The 17,988-nt window shown below is 42.0% G+C and carries 19 protein-coding genes; 7 read left to right on the plus strand and 12 right to left on the minus strand.

The genetic code is table 11. The features are described 5' to 3' along the window. Positions 1 to 3 precede the first annotated feature (3 nt). Positions 4 to 1,080, plus strand: a complete 1,077-nt coding sequence (locus tag L1D46_RS01570) for an efflux RND transporter periplasmic adaptor subunit (protein WP_239976642.1) — start codon at positions 4 to 6, stop codon at positions 1,078 to 1,080. A 132-nt stretch (positions 1,081 to 1,212) separates the two neighbouring features. Here L1D46_RS01570 and L1D46_RS01575 read toward each other — a convergent pair whose 3' ends face one another. The 9 genes from L1D46_RS01575 to pspA all read right to left on the minus strand — a co-directional run bounded on the left by L1D46_RS01575 (position 1,213) and on the right by pspA (position 8,454). Next, positions 1,213 to 1,782, minus strand: a complete 570-nt coding sequence (locus L1D46_RS01575) for a hypothetical protein (protein ID WP_239976624.1) — start codon at positions 1,780 to 1,782, stop codon at positions 1,213 to 1,215. A 120-nt stretch (positions 1,783 to 1,902) separates the two neighbouring features. Then, positions 1,903 to 2,247, minus strand: coding sequence for a 4a-hydroxytetrahydrobiopterin dehydratase (locus tag L1D46_RS01580; RefSeq protein ID WP_036969771.1), 345 nt, complete (start codon positions 2,245 to 2,247; stop codon positions 1,903 to 1,905). 9 nt (positions 2,248 to 2,256) lie between these two features. Then, positions 2,257 to 3,054, minus strand: coding sequence for a phenylalanine 4-monooxygenase (gene phhA, locus L1D46_RS01585; RefSeq protein ID WP_054553132.1), 798 nt, complete (start codon positions 3,052 to 3,054; stop codon positions 2,257 to 2,259). Positions 3,055 to 3,280: 226 nt separating this feature from the next. Further along, positions 3,281 to 4,462 (minus strand): methionine gamma-lyase, encoded by a 1,182-nt coding sequence (megL, locus tag L1D46_RS01590; RefSeq protein ID WP_130051006.1) that lies wholly within the window; start codon positions 4,460 to 4,462, stop codon positions 3,281 to 3,283. 134 nt (positions 4,463 to 4,596) lie between these two features. After that, positions 4,597 to 5,631, minus strand: a complete 1,035-nt coding sequence (locus L1D46_RS01595; protein ID WP_239976626.1) for a TIGR01620 family protein — start codon at positions 5,629 to 5,631, stop codon at positions 4,597 to 4,599. Continuing rightward, positions 5,628 to 7,040, minus strand: coding sequence for a YcjX family protein (locus L1D46_RS01600; RefSeq protein ID WP_167658383.1), 1,413 nt, complete (start codon positions 7,038 to 7,040; stop codon positions 5,628 to 5,630). The genes L1D46_RS01595 and L1D46_RS01600 overlap by 4 nt, the downstream gene beginning before the upstream one ends. A 62-nt stretch (positions 7,041 to 7,102) precedes the next feature. Beyond that, positions 7,103 to 7,504 carry an envelope stress response membrane protein PspC gene (pspC, locus tag L1D46_RS01605; RefSeq protein ID WP_130051003.1) on the minus strand — a complete coding sequence of 134 codons (402 nt, stop codon included), beginning with the start codon at positions 7,502 to 7,504 and terminating at the stop codon, positions 7,103 to 7,105. After that, positions 7,501 to 7,734, minus strand: coding sequence for an envelope stress response membrane protein PspB (gene pspB / locus L1D46_RS01610; protein ID WP_036969793.1), 234 nt, complete (start codon positions 7,732 to 7,734; stop codon positions 7,501 to 7,503). The genes pspC and pspB overlap by 4 nt, the downstream gene beginning before the upstream one ends. Positions 7,735 to 7,791: 57 nt before the next feature. Next, positions 7,792 to 8,454: a phage shock protein PspA gene (gene pspA / locus L1D46_RS01615; protein WP_054553137.1), complete on the minus strand. Its 663-nt coding sequence runs from the start codon at positions 8,452 to 8,454 to the stop codon at positions 7,792 to 7,794. 188 nt (positions 8,455 to 8,642) lie between these two features. Between pspA and pspF the strand changes: the two genes are divergently transcribed. From pspF to L1D46_RS01645, 6 genes are read left to right on the plus strand one after another with little or no spacing between them, the layout of a single operon-like run. Continuing rightward, positions 8,643 to 9,716 (plus strand): phage shock protein operon transcriptional activator, encoded by a 1,074-nt coding sequence (gene pspF / locus L1D46_RS01620; protein WP_239976628.1) that lies wholly within the window; start codon positions 8,643 to 8,645, stop codon positions 9,714 to 9,716. Positions 9,717 to 9,761: 45 nt separating this feature from the next. Then, complete coding sequence (locus L1D46_RS01625) at positions 9,762 to 11,339, plus strand: ABC transporter substrate-binding protein (protein WP_233786808.1); 1,578 nt, start codon at positions 9,762 to 9,764, stop codon at positions 11,337 to 11,339. Further along, complete coding sequence (locus tag L1D46_RS01630) at positions 11,339 to 12,373, plus strand: ABC transporter permease (protein ID WP_130051000.1); 1,035 nt, start codon at positions 11,339 to 11,341, stop codon at positions 12,371 to 12,373. The genes L1D46_RS01625 and L1D46_RS01630 overlap by 1 nt, the downstream gene beginning before the upstream one ends. Then, positions 12,360 to 13,253, plus strand: coding sequence for an ABC transporter permease subunit (locus tag L1D46_RS01635; protein ID WP_130050999.1), 894 nt, complete (start codon positions 12,360 to 12,362; stop codon positions 13,251 to 13,253). Before L1D46_RS01630 ends, L1D46_RS01635 begins: the two co-directional genes overlap by 14 nt. 1 nt (position 13,254) lies before the next feature. Continuing rightward, positions 13,255 to 14,247, plus strand: a complete 993-nt coding sequence (locus L1D46_RS01640; protein WP_130050998.1) for an oligopeptide/dipeptide ABC transporter ATP-binding protein — start codon at positions 13,255 to 13,257, stop codon at positions 14,245 to 14,247. Further along, complete coding sequence (locus tag L1D46_RS01645) at positions 14,247 to 15,008, plus strand: ATP-binding cassette domain-containing protein (RefSeq protein ID WP_130050997.1); 762 nt, start codon at positions 14,247 to 14,249, stop codon at positions 15,006 to 15,008. Before L1D46_RS01640 ends, L1D46_RS01645 begins: the two co-directional genes overlap by 1 nt. A gap of 92 nt (positions 15,009 to 15,100) precedes the next feature. On the opposite strand, the gene L1D46_RS01650 is transcribed toward L1D46_RS01645, so the two are convergent. The 3 genes from L1D46_RS01650 to ppiD form a co-directional block, all read right to left on the minus strand. Continuing rightward, positions 15,101 to 15,442, minus strand: coding sequence for a cupin domain-containing protein (locus L1D46_RS01650; RefSeq protein ID WP_167658384.1), 342 nt, complete (start codon positions 15,440 to 15,442; stop codon positions 15,101 to 15,103). Continuing rightward, a complete protein-coding gene (locus tag L1D46_RS01655; RefSeq protein WP_130050995.1) occupies positions 15,439 to 15,837 on the minus strand; it encodes a GNAT family N-acetyltransferase in 399 nt (132 codons plus the stop codon). The genes L1D46_RS01650 and L1D46_RS01655 overlap by 4 nt, the downstream gene beginning before the upstream one ends. Positions 15,838 to 15,934: 97 nt before the next feature. Next, on the minus strand, positions 15,935 to 17,836 hold the full coding sequence (gene ppiD / locus L1D46_RS01660; RefSeq protein ID WP_130050994.1) for a peptidylprolyl isomerase: 1,902 nt from the start codon (positions 17,834 to 17,836) through the stop codon (positions 15,935 to 15,937). Between the last annotated feature and the right edge of the window lie 152 nt (positions 17,837 to 17,988).

A 17,988-nucleotide genomic window follows, 5' to 3' on the forward strand; every position in this document is an offset into this window, starting at 1 on the left:
ACAATGAACACACCTTTTCGTAAATTAACCGCTCGCTTTTGTGCGCTAATAAGCCTTATCGCATTTAATGCCTTTGCAGTCGTACCGGTTACTGTAGAAACCGTCACACAAGCTCCACTGACAAGCGAAATTGAAGTCAGTGGCACTTTGTATGGCAAAGATGATGTAACCCTAACAGCAGGCGTTAGCGGCCGTTTATTATATGTTGTTGAGCCAGGTACTCTGGTTAAAAGTGGCGACACCCTCGTACGTATGGATACCTTACCGCTTGAACTTGAAAAAGCACGTCAGCAAGAAATGCTCAATCGCGCCAAAATAAACTTACGCTTATATCAACAAGAGCTCGCTCGTTTACAAAAACTCGCCAAAGCCAGCAGTGCAGCAGCAAGCCAAGTTGATGATATGCAAAATAAGCATGACCTTGCGTTATCTGATATCGCACTGGCTAAGGTTGAATTAAAAGTGATAGACGATCAGCTTTCCCGTGCAACCGTTCGCGCCCCATTTGATGGCGTGATCAGCGAGCGTTTTAAACGCGCTGGCCGCGAAATAAATCGTGCTGATGAACTGGTCACCCTTCTCGATATTAATAACTTAGAAGTGCGTTTGTACGTGCCTGTTAAATACTTAAAGTTTTTACACAAAGGCATAGAGTTACCAATTCAAGCCGGCGACTTATCAGCCCCTGATATGACAACAGCTACCGTAACAGCGGTGATCCCATCAACCGATCCGCGTTCACAAACTGTAGAAGTACGCGCCCTACTACCAAGAGACGCCGAGCAAACATGGGCGATTGGCCAACTGGTTGATGTAGCCGTGCCACTAAAAAGCAAAGGGGATGTACTACTGGTGAATCGCGATGCGCTTATCTTACGCAAAAAAGGCACCCATATCGTCAAAATCGACAACGACAACAAAGCCCTGCAAGTTCCCGTAAAAGTAGGTAATGGTAAAGATAAACTTGTTGAAGTCACCCCGACTTCTAACATCGCTTTAAATACGGGCGATAAAGTTGCAGTGCGCGGCGCCGAGCAACTACAAACCGGGCAAGAAGTCGAAGTTCAGGTAAAGCAATAGCAAGTAAGCTATGTAAGAAATAGACAGCCAGCTTTAGAGGATATTTTCAGAGCTGGCAGTTTCGACAATATAAATCCCAATACTGTTTTCTTTGAAAAAAATACAGCTCATAACGCCAAACACCTTCCCGCTTTATTGCAAACAGCCATACCCTTTTAATGAAATTTCTTGAGTATTCGCGCCGCTTTGGTTTTTATGTTGAATGATCAAACGTGAATCTTGGCTAGTAAAGGTAAAGGTTCCGAGCCAAGGAAGCTGAGCAATTGGTTGCATGTGGTAAAAATCATTGGCATCAAAGCATATAAATGAGAACTCATGATGTACCGGGGCAAATACGCCATAATCAGCGGTAAATACAGCAATGTTATCTTGCAGCATAAAGTGTTTCGCTTGCGTGCCCGCTACTAAATACCAAAAGCATATTGCAGTCATTATCACAACTTGTAAGCCGCCGAGTAAAAATACTGAAAATTTAAGCATACGGGTCGATTTACTGGCTTCCATATAAAGGCGCTTTGCTTTGAGTAATGACCAAAGCCCGATGGCAACCATAGTGAGCTTTACAATCATCAGCGCTACGCCTACTTGATACATCAGCTTAGGGCTATGCCATTGCATGCCAAATGTTTGCGGGATAAACAAGCTATCAATTAAGGGCAGTAAAATGAGTAGGAATGGCAGAATAAGCGCTTTGTTTTTCATTATTTACTTTTCTAGTGTTCTCGCAAAGATAAGAGCCTAATGTTAATTCTTGGGCTCTAAAAAAGCAAAAAGGCGCAACCTGAGGTTACGCCTTTTATCGTTCTGGGCAGAACTTAAAATTTACAGTGCAGCGAATACATCGTCTGTTTTAGCAGCACAGATAAAATCATTTTTGTGTAATCCTTTGATAGAGTGGCTCCACCAAGTAACGGTTACTTTGCCCCACTCGGTTAACAGACCTGGGTGGTGACCTTCTTCTTCAGCCATATCGCCCACTTTATTAGTGAACTCAAGTGCTTGCTTGAAGTTTTTAAACTTGTAAACACGCTCTAATTGCATAATGCCGTCGCGCACTTCAGGAACCCAATCTGGAATCATTTTGATCAATTCTGCTAATTCAGCATCAGATACTTTAGGCGCATCCGCACGACACGCTTCACACTTTTGTGTGCTTAATGAAGACATTATAAATCCTTAACTTGCTAATTTTTCTTTAGGAGGAAACTTTGGCTCATGAAGCCCTAATTCTTTTGCTTTACTCACCAGCGACATAATATCCATTTGTGAAATATCAAATAAGTCATTGATTGAGTTTATGGTGTAGTACACAGGCTGCATAATATCAATACGATAAGGTGTACGTAATACATCAAGCACGTTCATCGCATTGATTTCTGGCTTATCTGAGTACACATATTGTGTTTCACCTGGACTTGATAAAATACCACCACCATAAATACGAAGGCCTTGTTCTGTTTGCATTAAACCAAACTCAACGGTAAACCAGTAAAGGCGTGCTAAATAAACACGATCTTTCTTTTCAGCGGCATAACCTAACTGACCATATTTGTGTGTAAATTCAGCAAATGCTGGGTTGGTAAGCATAGCACAGTGACCAAAAATCTCGTGGAAGATATCTGGCTCTTGTAAGTAGTCAAACTCTTCACGGCTGCGAATAAAAGTCGCTACTGGAAACTGCTTGTTTGCTAATAATCGAAAGAACTCATCAAAATCAATCAGTGCCGGAACAGGCGCAACTTGCCAGCCCGTTGTTTCGAGTAACACTTCGTTGAGTTCACTAAGTTGTGGAATACGATCTGTTGGTAAATTAATTTTCTTAAGACCTGCTAAATATTCATCACAGGCTTTACCTTCAATGCAAGCGAGTTGGCGAGCAACTAGCTCAGACCATATTTTATTTTCTTCTTCGCTCCAATGGATAACCCCATTTTCATCAGGTTGCTTGGAGGTGTAATTACTTGCTTTAGCCATAATAACCTTCTTCGTTAAATCTTGATCAGCATTGATCAGAATCTCATTAACTTGTTAAGTCGATACTATGTAAAAGTAAGCGAAATTTTAATAGTTAAGGCTGTTTCCGAGGTTTGCAGAAACAGCCTTAACGTAAACATTAAATTACAGAAAAAGATCTAAAAGTTTACACACCCCATATTTAAAGGAATTAAAGAAGGTATTGGCGTAAACTTACAATTACAACCTATCCAATGAATGTAAATGCAGTTTTAAGATCGTTAATAATATCGTTAACATCTTCTAGACCAACAGATAATCGAATTAGGCCATCACTGATCCCAGCAGCCGCTCTTTCTTCAGGTGTATAAGGCGAATGTGTCATCGATGCCGGGTGTTGAATAAGGGTTTCAGCATCCCCTAAACTAACCGCAAGCGTGCAAAGCTGGGTGTTATTTATAAATGTTTCGCCATCTTCGAGGCTGCCCTTAATTTCAAAGGCTATAACACCACCAGCAGCTTTCATCTGTGAGCCAATAAATTTGTGACCCGGGTGTGATTTAAGACCCGGGTAATAAACTTGGCTTACTAGCGGGTGTTGCTCTAAATATTCAGCCACAACTTGAGCACTCGCGCAGTGGCGCTCCATGCGCACAGCTAGGGTTTTTAAACCACGATTAATTAACCATGCATCATGCGGGCTAATCGTTGCACCAATATCTTTTAGCACCGTCATTTTTATCAAATTGATATGCTCTTCTGTACCGCAAACTAGCCCTGCCACCACATCACCGTGGCCATTTAGGTATTTAGTTGCGCTATGTACCACAATATCAATGCCAAACGAGGTCGGTTGCTGTAGCAATGGAGTTAGGAATGTATTGTCGATAACGCTTATCAGTTGATGCTGCTTGGCAACATCGGCAATTAAACTTAGATCAAGCACCGCCATGGTCGGATTAATTGGTGTTTCTGCAAAAATCATTTTTGAGTTTGCTTTTACCGCCCCGCGAAGTTCAGCTTCGTTGGTCATATCAACAAAAGTGACTTCAATACCAAAGCGCGGCAGCATGTGAGCAAAAAATGCAAAGGTACAGCCGTATAACGCGCTTGATGCCACTAAGTGGTCACCTTGTTGTAAAAAGCTAAGTACAGACGCAGACACTGCTCCCATACCTGTAGCCGTTGCAGCAGCCGCTTCACAGTTTTCTAACTGAGCCACTTTCTGTTCTAGCTCTTGGGTTGTCGGATTACCTAAACGGGTATAAATAAAGCCCTGCTCTTCACCAGCAAATCGGGCTGCACCTTGGGCGGCATTAGCAAAAGAGAAGGTAGAGGTTTGGTAAAGTGGCGCACTCAGTGCGCCATGTGGGTCATTTGGTTTTTCTGGACCATGAATACATTGTGTATGTAAGTGATGCTTAGTCATTGTGTGTTCTCGTTTTTATTATCAGTACTTCATACTCATAAATAAAACGTAGATACCCAAGATGCACAAGCATGCCGGATGCTCAGATGGCTAAATATCACTCAGCAGTTTTTATTAACTGTACACAAAAGTTGTCATTTTGTATTTTCGGTTTCTTTATCGCTCGTGCGTGAGGCAATTTTACGGGCAATACTATTGGCAGTTTCTTTTAGCAAGCTACGCTTATGCTCTAAGCGAGGTAACGGGCGGCTAAGCTCCATTGCTTTATAACCTATACGCGCGGTAAAAATACCTGCACTTAGCCCTTGTGCTGCACGCCCCGACAATTTTCCCAATAATTCAGCGCTCAGTGCCGTTGCCGCTAAATCTGAAACCAATTCTGCACTACCAACAAACAGCACTTGTTTCACTAATAAACGATACAACTTAATACGGCTTGCGTAACCAAAACCAATACCGTAGATCCGGCCAATTTGTTCAATTAACTTAGTGCCTCGCCATAAAACTGCCATCATATCGACTAAAGCCAGCGGGCTTAGCGCAACCAATAAACCGGACTCAGTAGCAAAACGGTTAATCAGTTTTTTCGCTTGTTGATCTTGGCTCACCAATAAACTATCAGCGTATAATGTCATGATTTCTTTATCTGTATGATGACTTGCTATTTGCTGCTTAAACTCTTCAAACCCAGTCAGTTCCTGATGTTTATTAAGCTTTTCAAGCCATGGTAGTGCTTCACCTACTTGCTCACTGTTAAGTAAGCGGTCAGCCTCGGTTCGATGCAATTGGTTGCGCTTTAAACTTCTCAACATGCGGTACTCGCGCCAAATAACCCGGGCAATCAGTAGCACACCACTGAGAACAGCTGTTAAATAGACGGAACCTAAAATAATCGATTGTTGGAACGTCACAAATAATGACATTGCAAACTCAAGTAACACTAAAGCTAAAAAGCTAACAACAAACCCCCCTTTTAAGGTTTGCCACTTTGACTTTTTATACACAGGCTCAAGTTCGATGCTATCTTGCAGTTCGTCCTCTGTGTCGATAAATTCTGCGTTTTCTATGACTTTTGCAACGGTTAACTCCTTTGTAGGAGCCTCATTGCTTGCTGAGCTTGAAATACGACGACCAGCCTGAAAATTCATCTCCTTAGGTTGCTCACTCATGTTAGTTTATCTCCTATCAGGTACTGCATGACATGATCTAAACGAATATGCTTTAACCGTTTATCAGGGCATGGCAGTGGCGAAAACGATAAGAACTCAAAGCCCTGTTTTGGCCACTCTTGTTTGTTGAGAAGGCGTGACGGTGGCTGCGGCGGTAAATATGTTAGCCATTCTTGCTCGCCTAAAGGCTTGCCATAAATACAAGCTAACTGCTGGCCTTTTTCAGCCACTTGGCGCGGCTCTGTTGCGCAGATAGATGACATTGCCATGGTTTCGATTTGCACACCTTCGAACTTTAAGTGATTCGTTTGGTCATGCACGATTGAATCAAGCAACAGTGCTAAATCTTTGTGATACTGAGCACTAATATGATCTGACTTATTGGCCGCAAACAGTAGCTTGTCGATGTTTGGTTTAAACAAACGTTTAAAGAAGCTTGCTTCACCATAATTAAAGTGCGCCAGTAATTGGTTAATAACACGGCTTTGCTCATGCAGCGTTTCGCTACCTTCATTCAAGGCACTGAGCACATCCACCAGCACAATTTGTCGGTCAAAATGACGAAAATGCTGCTCGTAAAAAGGTTTTACAACCTCTTTTACATAGGCTTTATAGCGCTTTTTAAGATGCGCTAAATTTGACCCCTCGGTTATATCGTCAGGCACACTCGCAACCGGGAAGAACTGCAGTAACGGTGCTCCTTTTAGCTCACCGGGCATTAGCATGCGCCCAGGTTGTAGCATAGCAAGTTTGGTATCTTGTTTAAGGCTGACCAATAACTGCTGGTAAAGCGCAGCGACATCAGCAAGCTTGCTCTCATCAACACTGGCTGATAAATCAAGTTCAGCGAGGGCTGCTAAAAATGGCTTAGCCTTTTCGTTACGCGCTGTTTGCTGCAACAGTGAATATTGTAATTCACACCAATCAGCAAAGGATTGCTCTAGCATTGGCAAATCAAGTAACCACTCACCTGGATAATCAATAATATCTAAATAAAGTGTTGATTGCGGAGCAAAGTGACCACGCAGCCCCGAGTTACTTTGGTATTTAATTGCCAAACGTAAAGTATTTATACGCTCAGTGGATGCAGGCCATGCAGGCTCACCTTCAGCAGGTAATAACGCTGACAATGCATTGGTATATTCAAATGTAGGAATTGTCAGTGCTTGCTGCGGCACTATTTTTGTAGCGATATGGCGTTTTTCACGCATCACATCAAAAAAAGGTAAGTTTTTATCGTCAGCTTGGCTGGTTAAGTGTTTAACCAAGGCGGTAATAAACGCGGTTTTACCGCTGCCACTTAACCCTGTGACGGCTAACTTCACGTGTTGATCTAAACTACGATGAAGGGCTTTTTCCGCTTTATTTTTTAACGAATTAAAGGTGTTTTTTGCAAATGATTGGCTCATAAAGTGTCTAGCACCTTATTTGCGCTTGGTATCAGGATGCAAACAAGGTGCGTATATGTCCTTTAAAGTTTGTTGATTTCACGGCTAACCGTAAATTCTGTTGATGTGACATAGCGTTCCATCTCTTGTAAACGGCCATCAACTCGAGCAAGACGATCTTTTAAGTCTTGCAATGCACGGCGAGGTGGTTCCCCTTTTTGCCATACTTTAAACTTTACTTCAAGCGGGTCTTGATGGATGCTGTCTGTGCTTTTCTCTGTTTTTTCTACTGGTTTTTTATCTAAAATAAACCAAGCAGCAATGTAAGCAACAACAATAAATGGACCACCTGATAATAGCACTGCTGTCACGACTAAAATACGTACCAGCCAAAGCTCCATGTTAAAGTAATCGCTGATACCTGCGCACACGCCAGCTATTTTACCGCGCTCTGCATCTCTAAATAATTCGCGTTTGGTACTCATACTTTACGTCTCCACTGCGGAGCCTCTTGATCTAGTAAGGCTTCTAATGTTTCAACACGTTCTGCCATTTTATCTGCTTTTTGTGCAAGCTCTAACAGCTGGCGATGTTCGTGTTCACTTAAACCTTGGCTCACTTGCTTTTTACTACGGTAATGTAAAATTAGCCAAAGTGGGGCAACAACCACCATAAAAACAATAATGGGTGCCATCAAAACTTCTGCGTCGAACATGGTACTCTCCTGTCAATCCGTTATGTGTTTAAGCATTGGGGGACACGCCCCCATTTATTATTTTTTATCTGCTAGTTTTTTCTTAAGCTCAGCTAGCTCATCATCAATCTTTTCGTCTTGCTGAAGACCAGCAATTTCGTCAGCTAATGATTTTTTACCAAGATCATAAGACTCTATTTGTGATTCTAGACCATCGATCTTAGTTTCGTAACGTTCGAAGCGGTTTAAAGCGTCTTCAACTTTAGAACTGTCGAGTGCTTTTTTAACTTCAAGACGCGATTCAGCAGAACGCTGACGTAAGATGATTGCTTTTTGACGCGCTTTTGCATCAGCTAGCTTCTCTTGTAACGTGCTGACTTCTTGCTGTAGTTTCTCGATATGAGATTCTACATGTTCAAGCTCAGTTTCAACTGCAGCTACTGCGTCTGCTGACTTTTGCTTTTCAATCAGTGCTGCGCGTGCTAAATCATCACGGTCTTTACTTAGTGCTAATTCAGCTTTTTCTTGCCAGTCTGCAACTTGAACTTTCAAAGTTTCAACGCGACGTACTAGCTCTTTTTTCTCAGCAAGTGTTTTTGCTGATGTAGAGCGAACTTCTACTAATGTATCTTCCATCTCTTGGATGATCAGGCGAACCATTTTTTCTGGATCTTCTGCTTTATCTAAGATGGCATTGATATTAGAATTAACGATGTCTGCAAAACGTGAAAAAATTCCCATAACATTTACCTCTTTGGTGTTTTAACTTAATCAGTTGGTATATCTAGTATCAATATGCTTGCCAACTTTTATAAAGCTAGAATAACCCAATATATTCAAACAGTTAAACTAAATTTATAAATTTCTTTAGTTCTCGAAGATAATGAAATACACTAGATCTTAGTAAAAATGACTAAGAGTTAGGGAATATGAGCCAATTTCGCCAACAGGATAATTTACTCGGCCAATCTGACAGTTTCTTAAGTGTACTTGATCAAGTGTCACAACTAGCAAGTTTGGAAAAGCCTGTACTGATTATTGGTGAGCGCGGTACGGGTAAAGAGCTCATTGCTGCGCGTTTGCACTTTTTATCTAAGCGTTGGGAACAAAACTATATAAAGCTTAACTGCGCAGCGCTTAATGAAAATCTACTTGAAAGTGAATTATTTGGCCATGAAAGTGGCGCGTTCACTGGTGCTAGCAAACGCCATGAAGGCCGCTTTGAGCGTGCTAACGGCGGTACTCTATTCCTTGACGAATTAGCCAATACCTCAGCCATGGTGCAAGAAAAGCTACTACGCGTTATTGAATACGGCGAATTTGAACGTGTCGGTGGTAAGCAAACCGTTAAAGTCGATACCCGCCTCGTTTGTGCAACCAATGAAGATTTACCGACGCTTGCTGAGCAAGGCGAATTTAGAAGCGACTTACTCGACCGTCTCGCCTTTGATGTTATTACCCTGCCCCCGCTGCGTGAACGCCAAGAAGATATCATGTTACTAGCAGAACAATTTGCAATTAACATGGCTCGCGATCTTGAGTGGGAGCTATTTAGTGGCTTTACGCGTAGCGCCATCGAAACCCTTCAGTCTTATGAATGGCCTGGTAATATCCGTGAATTAAAAAATGTGGTTGAACGTAGTTTATATCGCCATGGTAACGAACATATTCCCGTTCACCAGATTGTTTTAGACCCGTTTGCGAGTAAGTATAGACCTAAACAGCGCGTTAAAGCGGCAGTGAGCAGTGTCCCAGTTGCAAGTATAGAAGCTGCGCCTATTACAACAACACAAAATCAAGAAGCGGTGACACTGAGTAAGCCTGAAATTCAATTTCCTTGTAATTTAAAGCAACTGTCTAATGACTTTGAAATTGATGTTATTAAAAAAGCGCTTGAACATAGTCAATTTAACCAAAAGAAAACTGCAGAACACTTAGAATTAACGTATCATCAATTACGTGGCTATTTGAAAAAATACAATTTATTAGATCAGCAGCAATAGTTAGAGGCTAATCAGGTGTTTAAACCGTTACTTGCTTTGTCTTTGGTGTGCTTAGTAGGCTGCCTAGATAGCGAAGAAAAAACCACAGAACAAAAAAACCAGGGCTTGGTCTATTGCGCTGAAGCAAACCCTGTGTCGTTTAATCCTCAAGTGACGACGACTGGTTCAACTATCGATATTATCGCTAACCAGCTTTATGACCGACTACTGAGTATTGATCCGGTGTCTGCTGAATTTCAGGCAGAATTAGCAACCGATTGGAAAATTAGCCCAGACGGCAAAGCAATCACCTTTACCCTACGTAAAGGAGTTAAATTTCATACCACTAAATACTTCACCCCAAGTCGTGATTTTAACGCAGATGATGTAATTTTTACCTTTAGCCGCTTATTCGACGTCTACAACCCCTATCACTTTGTTGGCGAAGCCAGTTACCCATATTTTCAAAGTGTTGGTATTGACCAGCTCATTCGTCGCATTGTTCGTGTTTCTGATTACCAAGTACGGTTTGAGCTTTATAATGCTGAAAGCAGCTTTTTAGCAAACCTTGCAACAGACTTTGCTGTGGTGTTATCTGAAGAATACGCCATGCAACTTAAAGCGCGAAATCAAGAAAACTTATTTGACCAATACCCTGTGGGTACTGGCCCTTATGTATATAAAGAGTATCGTCGCGATCGTTTAATTCGCTATTACCGTAACCCTGACTACTGGAAACACCCTGTAGTACTTGAGCAACTGGTGTATGACATTACGCCAAACGGGACAACCCGGGTTGCCAAGATGCTCACTAAAGAGTGTGATGTTACTGCGCACCCAAGCAGTGCGCAGCTTAGTATTTTATCGCAACGTGAAGACATTAAAGTTCAAAAAGAACAAAACTTAAACATTGGTTATTGGGCCTTTAACACTGAGCGCCCGCCTTTTGATGATGTACGTGTACGCCAAGCACTCGCAAGCGCCATTGATATCGATAAAATCATGCAAGCGGTATATTACGGTAACGGTATTAAGGCTCAGTCTTTACTTCCTCCAGCTTCTTGGGCTTTTGAAGCACAAAAGGCTATGCCTGAATTTAACCCTGCCCTTGCCAAAACATTGCTCGCTGAAGCTGGCTACAAAAATGGCTTTGATATGAACATTTGGGCCATGCCCGTAAGTCGTATTTATAACCCTAATGCCCGAAAAATGGCTGAGCTGATGCAAAGCGATTTACGCAAAATTGGTGTGAACGTTAATATCGTCGAATACGAGTGGAATACCTTTTTACAACGGGTTGGCGAGCATCGCCACGATAGCGTATTGTTAGGTTGGGCTGCCGATACGCCGGATCCTGATAACTTTATGAGTCCATTATTAAGCTGTACAGCTACCTTTAGTGGTAAAAATCCGTCTAATTGGTGTAACCCTGAATTTGATTTGTTACTCACACAAGCTCTCGACACAACCGATCTTGAAAAACGTAAAGAATATTATAATCAGGCACAGCGGATTATAGTACAAGAGCTCCCTATCTTACCTATTGCCCATGGCATGCGCTTTCAGGCAGCAAGTAGTGATGTAAAAGGCATCAGTTTGAGCCCTTTCGGTGGTATTTCATTAGCTAACGCGAGGAAAGAATAATGATCCTAGATTATATTCTTCGCCGCCTGGCGCTCTTAATGTTTATGATGTTAACTTTGAGCATCTTTACATTCTCATTAAGCTTTTTGTTTCCTGGTGATGCGCTTACTAACTTAAGCGGTATTACCAATAGTACCTTCTCGCAAACCAGTGCACTTGAAGAAAGATTTCATTTTACCGAAAACTACATAGTGCAATATTTTGCCTTTTTAGAGCGCATTATTCAGGGTGATTGGGGGGTCTCTTTTGCATCTGGCGAGAGTGTATTTCAGCATATTAAAGACTTGTTTCCTGCAACGCTCGAATTAAGCCTTTATGCATTGTTTGTCTCAGTTGCTGTTGGCGTACCAGGGGGTATCTTAGCTTCAGCTTACTACAAACGTTGGCCAGACAAATTTATTAACTCAGGCACACTTATCGGCTACTCAATGCCGGTTTTTTGGCTAGCTCTTTTGTTAATTATGGTTTTTTCACTGCAACTAGGCTGGTTTCCTATGTCGGGTCGTATGGGCCTACTGTACGAGATTGAGCCTGTTACTGGCTTTATTTTAATTGATATCATGCTAGGTAACTTTCCATATGATGGTATGGCGTTTTTAGATGCTTTACACCATTTAACCCTGCCAACTATAGTGCTTGCTATGTATCCAACCACTGTTCTAGTGCGCTTTACCCGAGACTCAATGTTGAAAGTACTCGATCAAAGCTATATTAAAACGGCGCGGGCAAAGGGTTTAAACCGTGCACAGCTGATTATTCATCACGCACTACGTAATGCGCTGCTACCGGTTATTAAACAAATCGGTTTACAGTTTAGTACCTTGATCACCCTTGCGATGATCACCGAGGTTATTTTCTCGTGGCCAGGCATTGGTCGTTGGCTTATCGATAGTATTTATCAACGCGACTACCCAGCTATTCAAGGCGGCTTACTCGCTGTATCTATGTTTGTCATTTTAGCTACAATTATTGCTGAGCTCACTTACACCTTATTCGACCCACTATCGCGGAACCAAGCTCATGGCAAAGTTTAATTTATTCTCTGAAGAGTCGAATAAATCGCCACTAGCGCGATTTTGGAAAAAGTTTAAGACTAATCACCCAGCCCTTGTTGGCTTATGGTTGTTTATCGCTTTAGTATTACTGGCAGTATCTGCACCACTGCTTGCACCCTATGGTGTAAATCAACAACACAGCGATGCTTTATTGTTACCGCCATCTTGGCATGACGCTGGTGATGTGCGCTTTTTATTAGGCACCGACGATTTAGGTCGTGATGTGTTATCGCGTTTAATGAATGGTGCAACTTATACTTTTGGTTTGTCGGTCGTGGCAGCTTTAATAACCACCGTGATTGGGGTATTAGTGGGTACTTTTGCTGGTATTAGCCACGGTATTCGCTCAAGCTTTTTAAATCACTTACTCGATATTACGTTATCTATTCCATCGCTGTTACTGGCAATTATTATTATCGCGATTCTTGGCCCGGGCTTAATGAATACAGTATGGGCGATTATTTTAGCTTTATTGCCACAGTTTATTCACTCGGTACGTAACTTAATTGTTGAAGAGCTTAACAAGGATTACATCACAGCATTCAAACTTGATGGCGCATCCAACTGGCATATTCTCGCCCGTGGTATCTTTCCAAATATTTACGAGCATATTGTGGTTATTTTTACCATGGCGCTTTCTACCGCTATTTTGGATATCTCGGCACTTGGCTTTTTAAAACTTGGCGCCCAGCCCCCAACCACAGAATGGGGCGCTATTTTGGCTGAAAATCTCGGTTTAATTTACCTTGCCCCTTGGACTGTTGGCTTACCGGGCGTATTATTATTTTTAGCAGTACTGTCTACCAATTTAGTAGGTGACGGTTTACGCCAAGTGCTTAAAGAACGTAAGGCCGACTAATATGCAATTACTCGATATTCGCAATCTCACGATAGAGTTGCGCACCTCAGAAACCGTAATTCGTGCGGTTGATAGGGTCAGCATGACCTTAAAAGAAGGTGAAGTGCATGCTTTGGTTGGCGAGTCTGGCTCTGGTAAAAGCTTAATTGCAAAAGCCATTGTTGGGGTTTTGAACAAACGCTGGCATATCACCGCAGATCGCATGCACTGGCGTGGTGTTGATTTGATGCGCTTATCTAACGAGCAGCGCCGTAAACTGGTGGGTCAAGACATTGCTATGATCTACCAAGACCCAAGCCGCTGCCTAGACCCTACTGCAAAAATATTTGATCAAATTGCCGAAACCCTACCCGCTGAGGCCATCAGCGGCTTTTTCTTAAAGCGTAATAAACAGCGTAAAGATAGAGTAAAAGCGTTAATTCATAAAGTGGGTATTAAAGATCATAAAAAAGTGCTCGACAGCTACCCCCATGAACTCTCTGAAGGTATATGTCAAAAAGTGATGATTGCGATGGCAATTGCCCGTACTCCTAAGCTATTAATTGCCGATGAGCCAACAACTGCACTTGAAAGTACCACTCGCGCACAAGTATTTAGGCTATTAAAAAGCTTGAATCAGCTAAAGAATATGTCAATTTTAATGATCTCTCACGAGCTTGAAGAAATCATCGACTGGTCTCATGGCATGCATGTACTTTATTGCGGACAAATGGTTGAAGCAGGTCCAACTAATCGCATCTTTAGTCAGCCATACCATCCATATACTCAAGCACTTTTGAAAAGTTTGCCTGACTATGAGCAAGGTCTAGCACACAAAGAACCGTTTTATGCATTAAAAGGCACCATTCCAACCTTACAGCATTTACCAATAGGTTGCCGATTAGGCCCACGATGCCCGCAAGCGCAAAAAGAATGTGTGGTTACACCTAAGTTAACCAAGCATCATAGCCATAGTTATGCCTGTCATTTCCCATTGATTAAGGCGATGAAATAATGCAACCACTGCTCAAAGTTCAAGCGTTATCAAAGAGTTTCAACCTACGTGCTGGCTTATTTTCACGTAAGCGCTTCTCTGTTTTAAAAGATATTTCGTTTTGTTTAGGTCAAGGCGAAACCATTGCGATTATCGGGGAAACAGGCTCAGGTAAAAGTACCTTAGCTAAATTGCTCTCAGGAGCCGATAACGCCGATAAAGGACAAATTCTACTCGATGGTAATATCATCGAAAATGATGGCTTACGTGATAATGACTGTCGCCACATCCGTATGATATTCCAAGATTCTGAGGCGTCGTTGAATCCGGGTTTAACCATTGGTGACATGCTTAACGACTGCTTACAGTACAACACTGACTTAAACAAAGAAGAGCGTGAAGATAAAATAAAGCAAACCCTCGCAAAAGTTGGATTGCTATTAGATCATCAATACTATTACCCGCATATGTTTAGTAGTGGCCAATTGCAACGTATAGCGCTTGCAAGAGCTTTAATTTTAGATCCTAAAGTGGTAGTGCTCGATGAAGCATTATCGTCTCTAGACCCATCTGTGCGCGCACAAACGGTAAACTTATTACTGCGTCTACAAAAAGATACCGGGCTTAGCTATGTGCTAATTACTCATCATCTAAGTCTGGTGCGCCACATAAGCGACCAACTCGTAGTACTTGATCACGGTGAGATTGTTGAATACGGCCAAACCGAAGCGATTTTTCAAAACCCGCAATCAAGCGTAACGCAGAAATTGTTGAATTGCTGACAGTGAGCTGTCAGTTTGATTCGGCGTTAAAAACGCCTCCTACGCGAGCATGTTGATATCTCTATTAACTCTACTCTTTTACCTTACAGCTTTTACACTTCTTCTCTGTCACCATGACTTGGTGGTGTAGATGTAACGATAAAATGCAGTGGTTCAGTACCTTGATTACTTAGCTGATGAACTTGTCCAGCACTTACATGCAAACCTTGTTGCGCAGTGAGTTTGTGTATTTGGCCATCAAGTTCAATGGTGGCACAGCCACTAAGTACGAAGAAAAATTGTTCGGCATGCTTATGATAGTGTTTTACTTCAGCCTCACCTACTGGGACATGCTCTTGAATAACACTCAGCGCATTAGACTTTACCAAATGCCAACCGTCGCAATTGTTACCCCATGTATAATGATCTGCGCTTTTTTTGTCTATGATACTCAAAACTTTTTATACATCCCTTGGCTTTGTGGTGCGACAAACTTGTAGCCAAGCTTTTCATAAAAGCCTGGTTTGTCAGCCACCATAGTGACATAACTACCTTCAAAGGCGGCAGATTCAATGTAACGGTCAATATGTTCCATAATGACACGTCCTAACCCTTGGCCTTGATATTCTGGTGCGACTGCAATATCAACCACTTCAAAATTACAGCCACCATCACCAATTACACGGCCCATGCCAATCAACTCATCGTTTTTACGAATACAAATAGCATAAAGAGAGTTTGGCAATCCCGCCTTTGCAGCCGCTAATGAACGTGCTGATAAGCCAGCTTTAAGGCGCATATCACAGTATTCTTCAGCGCTTGGTAGCTGCTCTATTTGACTGTACTCCATAAATGCTCCTTTTGATACCAATTCACGAGTTAAAATTACCTACAAAGGTAACAAAAAAGGCGCCAGTAGGCGCCTTTTATTTAACTCATTTTGCTAACTATTCAGCAGCTTGAGTCGCTTGTGGTACTTGCACTTCAGCTTGTGCTTTTAGTGCTGCAATAAATACCATGTAGTTTTTATTCACTTGAGCCATCGTGATGTTTTGCTTTTGTTGCTCGTTAATTTCAACGTCAGCCGCTGGATTAACTGCTTTTAGCGCAACAATTGCCGCATCGCCATTGTTTAGGTCAACAACTTCAACCTCTGGTGCACCTTGTGGGTGAGCCATTTTGAAAGCTTGTTGAACAATCGCTGGTGACACAGTGTAAGCTTGACGACCCAGTGCAGCTTCTTGGCGTACTGTTAAGCCTTCAGCTTGTGCAACCTCGTTTAAGCTCTTACCTGCTTCAATATCAGCGTAAAGTGTGCGCGCTTTTTCTTTAGCAAGCTCAGATGCTTTTTGTGCAACCAAAGTCGATTTAATTTGCTCAGATACATCTGCTAGAGCTTTCGTTGTCGCTGCTTTGTGATCATTTACACGAACAACAACAGCATGCTCATCACCTACTTCAATTACTTCTGAGTTCATGCGATCTTCTAGCACCTCAGGTGAGAAAATAGCAGCCACAACTTGTGGGTTGTTAAGCGGCTCAGGTAACGCATTACGAGTTACTAGTTCTGTTTTCTGTACTTCAACGCCTGCAGCTTCTGCTGCATCAATTAAGGTATCTGAAATCTCGAACGCTAGCTCACCCATTTGAGTTTGCTTTTCATAGAACGCATTAATTTTCTTAGTACGCTCAAGTTCAGCACGAAGCTCATCTTTAACGTCAGCATATGGTTTAACTTGCTGCGTTTGAATATCAGTAAGCTTGATAATGTGATAACCAAACTCAGATTCTACAACGTCAGAAATATCACCTTTGTTTTCAAGTGCATAGGTTGCATCTTCAAACGCAGGGTCCATCATGTCACGTTCAATCCAATCAAGGTCACCGCCCATTTCAGCACTAACTACGTCATCAGAAGATGTCTCAGCTAGCTCAGCAAAGTCAGCGCCGTTTTGTAGCTGCGCTAGTAGCTCTTCAGCTTTCGCTTTTGCTGCATCATCGTCTTCACTGTTATCAATTAAGATATGTGATACACGACGTTTTTCAGGCTCAACATATTGTGCGCTGTTTTGGTCGTAGTAAGCTTTGATGTCTTCTTCTGAAACACTTGAATCAAGTGTTAAGGTGGCAGCATTTAAATCGATGTAGCTTACAGATACTTGCTCTGGCGCTAAGAATTGCGGTTGATTTAATTCATAGTAATCAGCAATTTCTTGCTCTGTTACTGCAATGCCTTCTTGTAATGATTCTTTTGTCACAACAAGATAGTCGATGCTACGTGTTTGCTGTTGTAGAGCTACGCTATTGTTTAATTCGTTTTCTAAGATGAAATCAGTACCAGCAACCGCACCAACTAATTGGCTACGTGTCATGTCTTCGCGTAAATATTCACGAAAAGCATCTGGTTGGAAATTCATTTGACGAATGACTTGTAAGTAGCGGTCGTTGCTGAACTGGCCGCCTACTTGGAAGTAAGGCATTTCTAAAATTGCTTTACGAACACTTTCGTCACTTACACGAAGACCTAATTCTGCCGCTAGTTGAGTTTGCAATTCTTGTTGTACTAAACGGTCGATTACACCTTGGCGAATTTGTGCCATGTAATTTGGGTCAGCTGCGATCTGTGCGAAGTATTCACCAAATTGTTGTTCTAAACGGTTACGTTCGTTTTGATATGCACGGCTGAATTCGGTTTGGCTAATTTTAACTCCATTTACTTCTGCAACGGGTTGCTCTGTGGTTTGTCCTAAATAACCACCGATCCCAGCTAAAGCAAAAGATAAAATCACCGCGCCTAAAATAATTTTGGCTGCAGGTCCCTGCGAACCTTCTCTGATTTTCTCAAGCATTTATCTATCTCTATTCTGATCAGGTACAAATTAACCCTGCTCATGTAAAAAAAGCGTATCTTACCAGATACGCTTTTTCACTTGAAGTAACTGGTGATAAGTTACCTAAATTCAATTTAAGTGCGATTAGGTATCTCTCACCAACTAATCTT

Source organism: Pseudoalteromonas sp. Isolate3, from assembly GCF_022398505.1.
Lineage (GTDB): Bacteria > Pseudomonadota > Gammaproteobacteria > Enterobacterales > Alteromonadaceae > Pseudoalteromonas > Pseudoalteromonas apostichopi.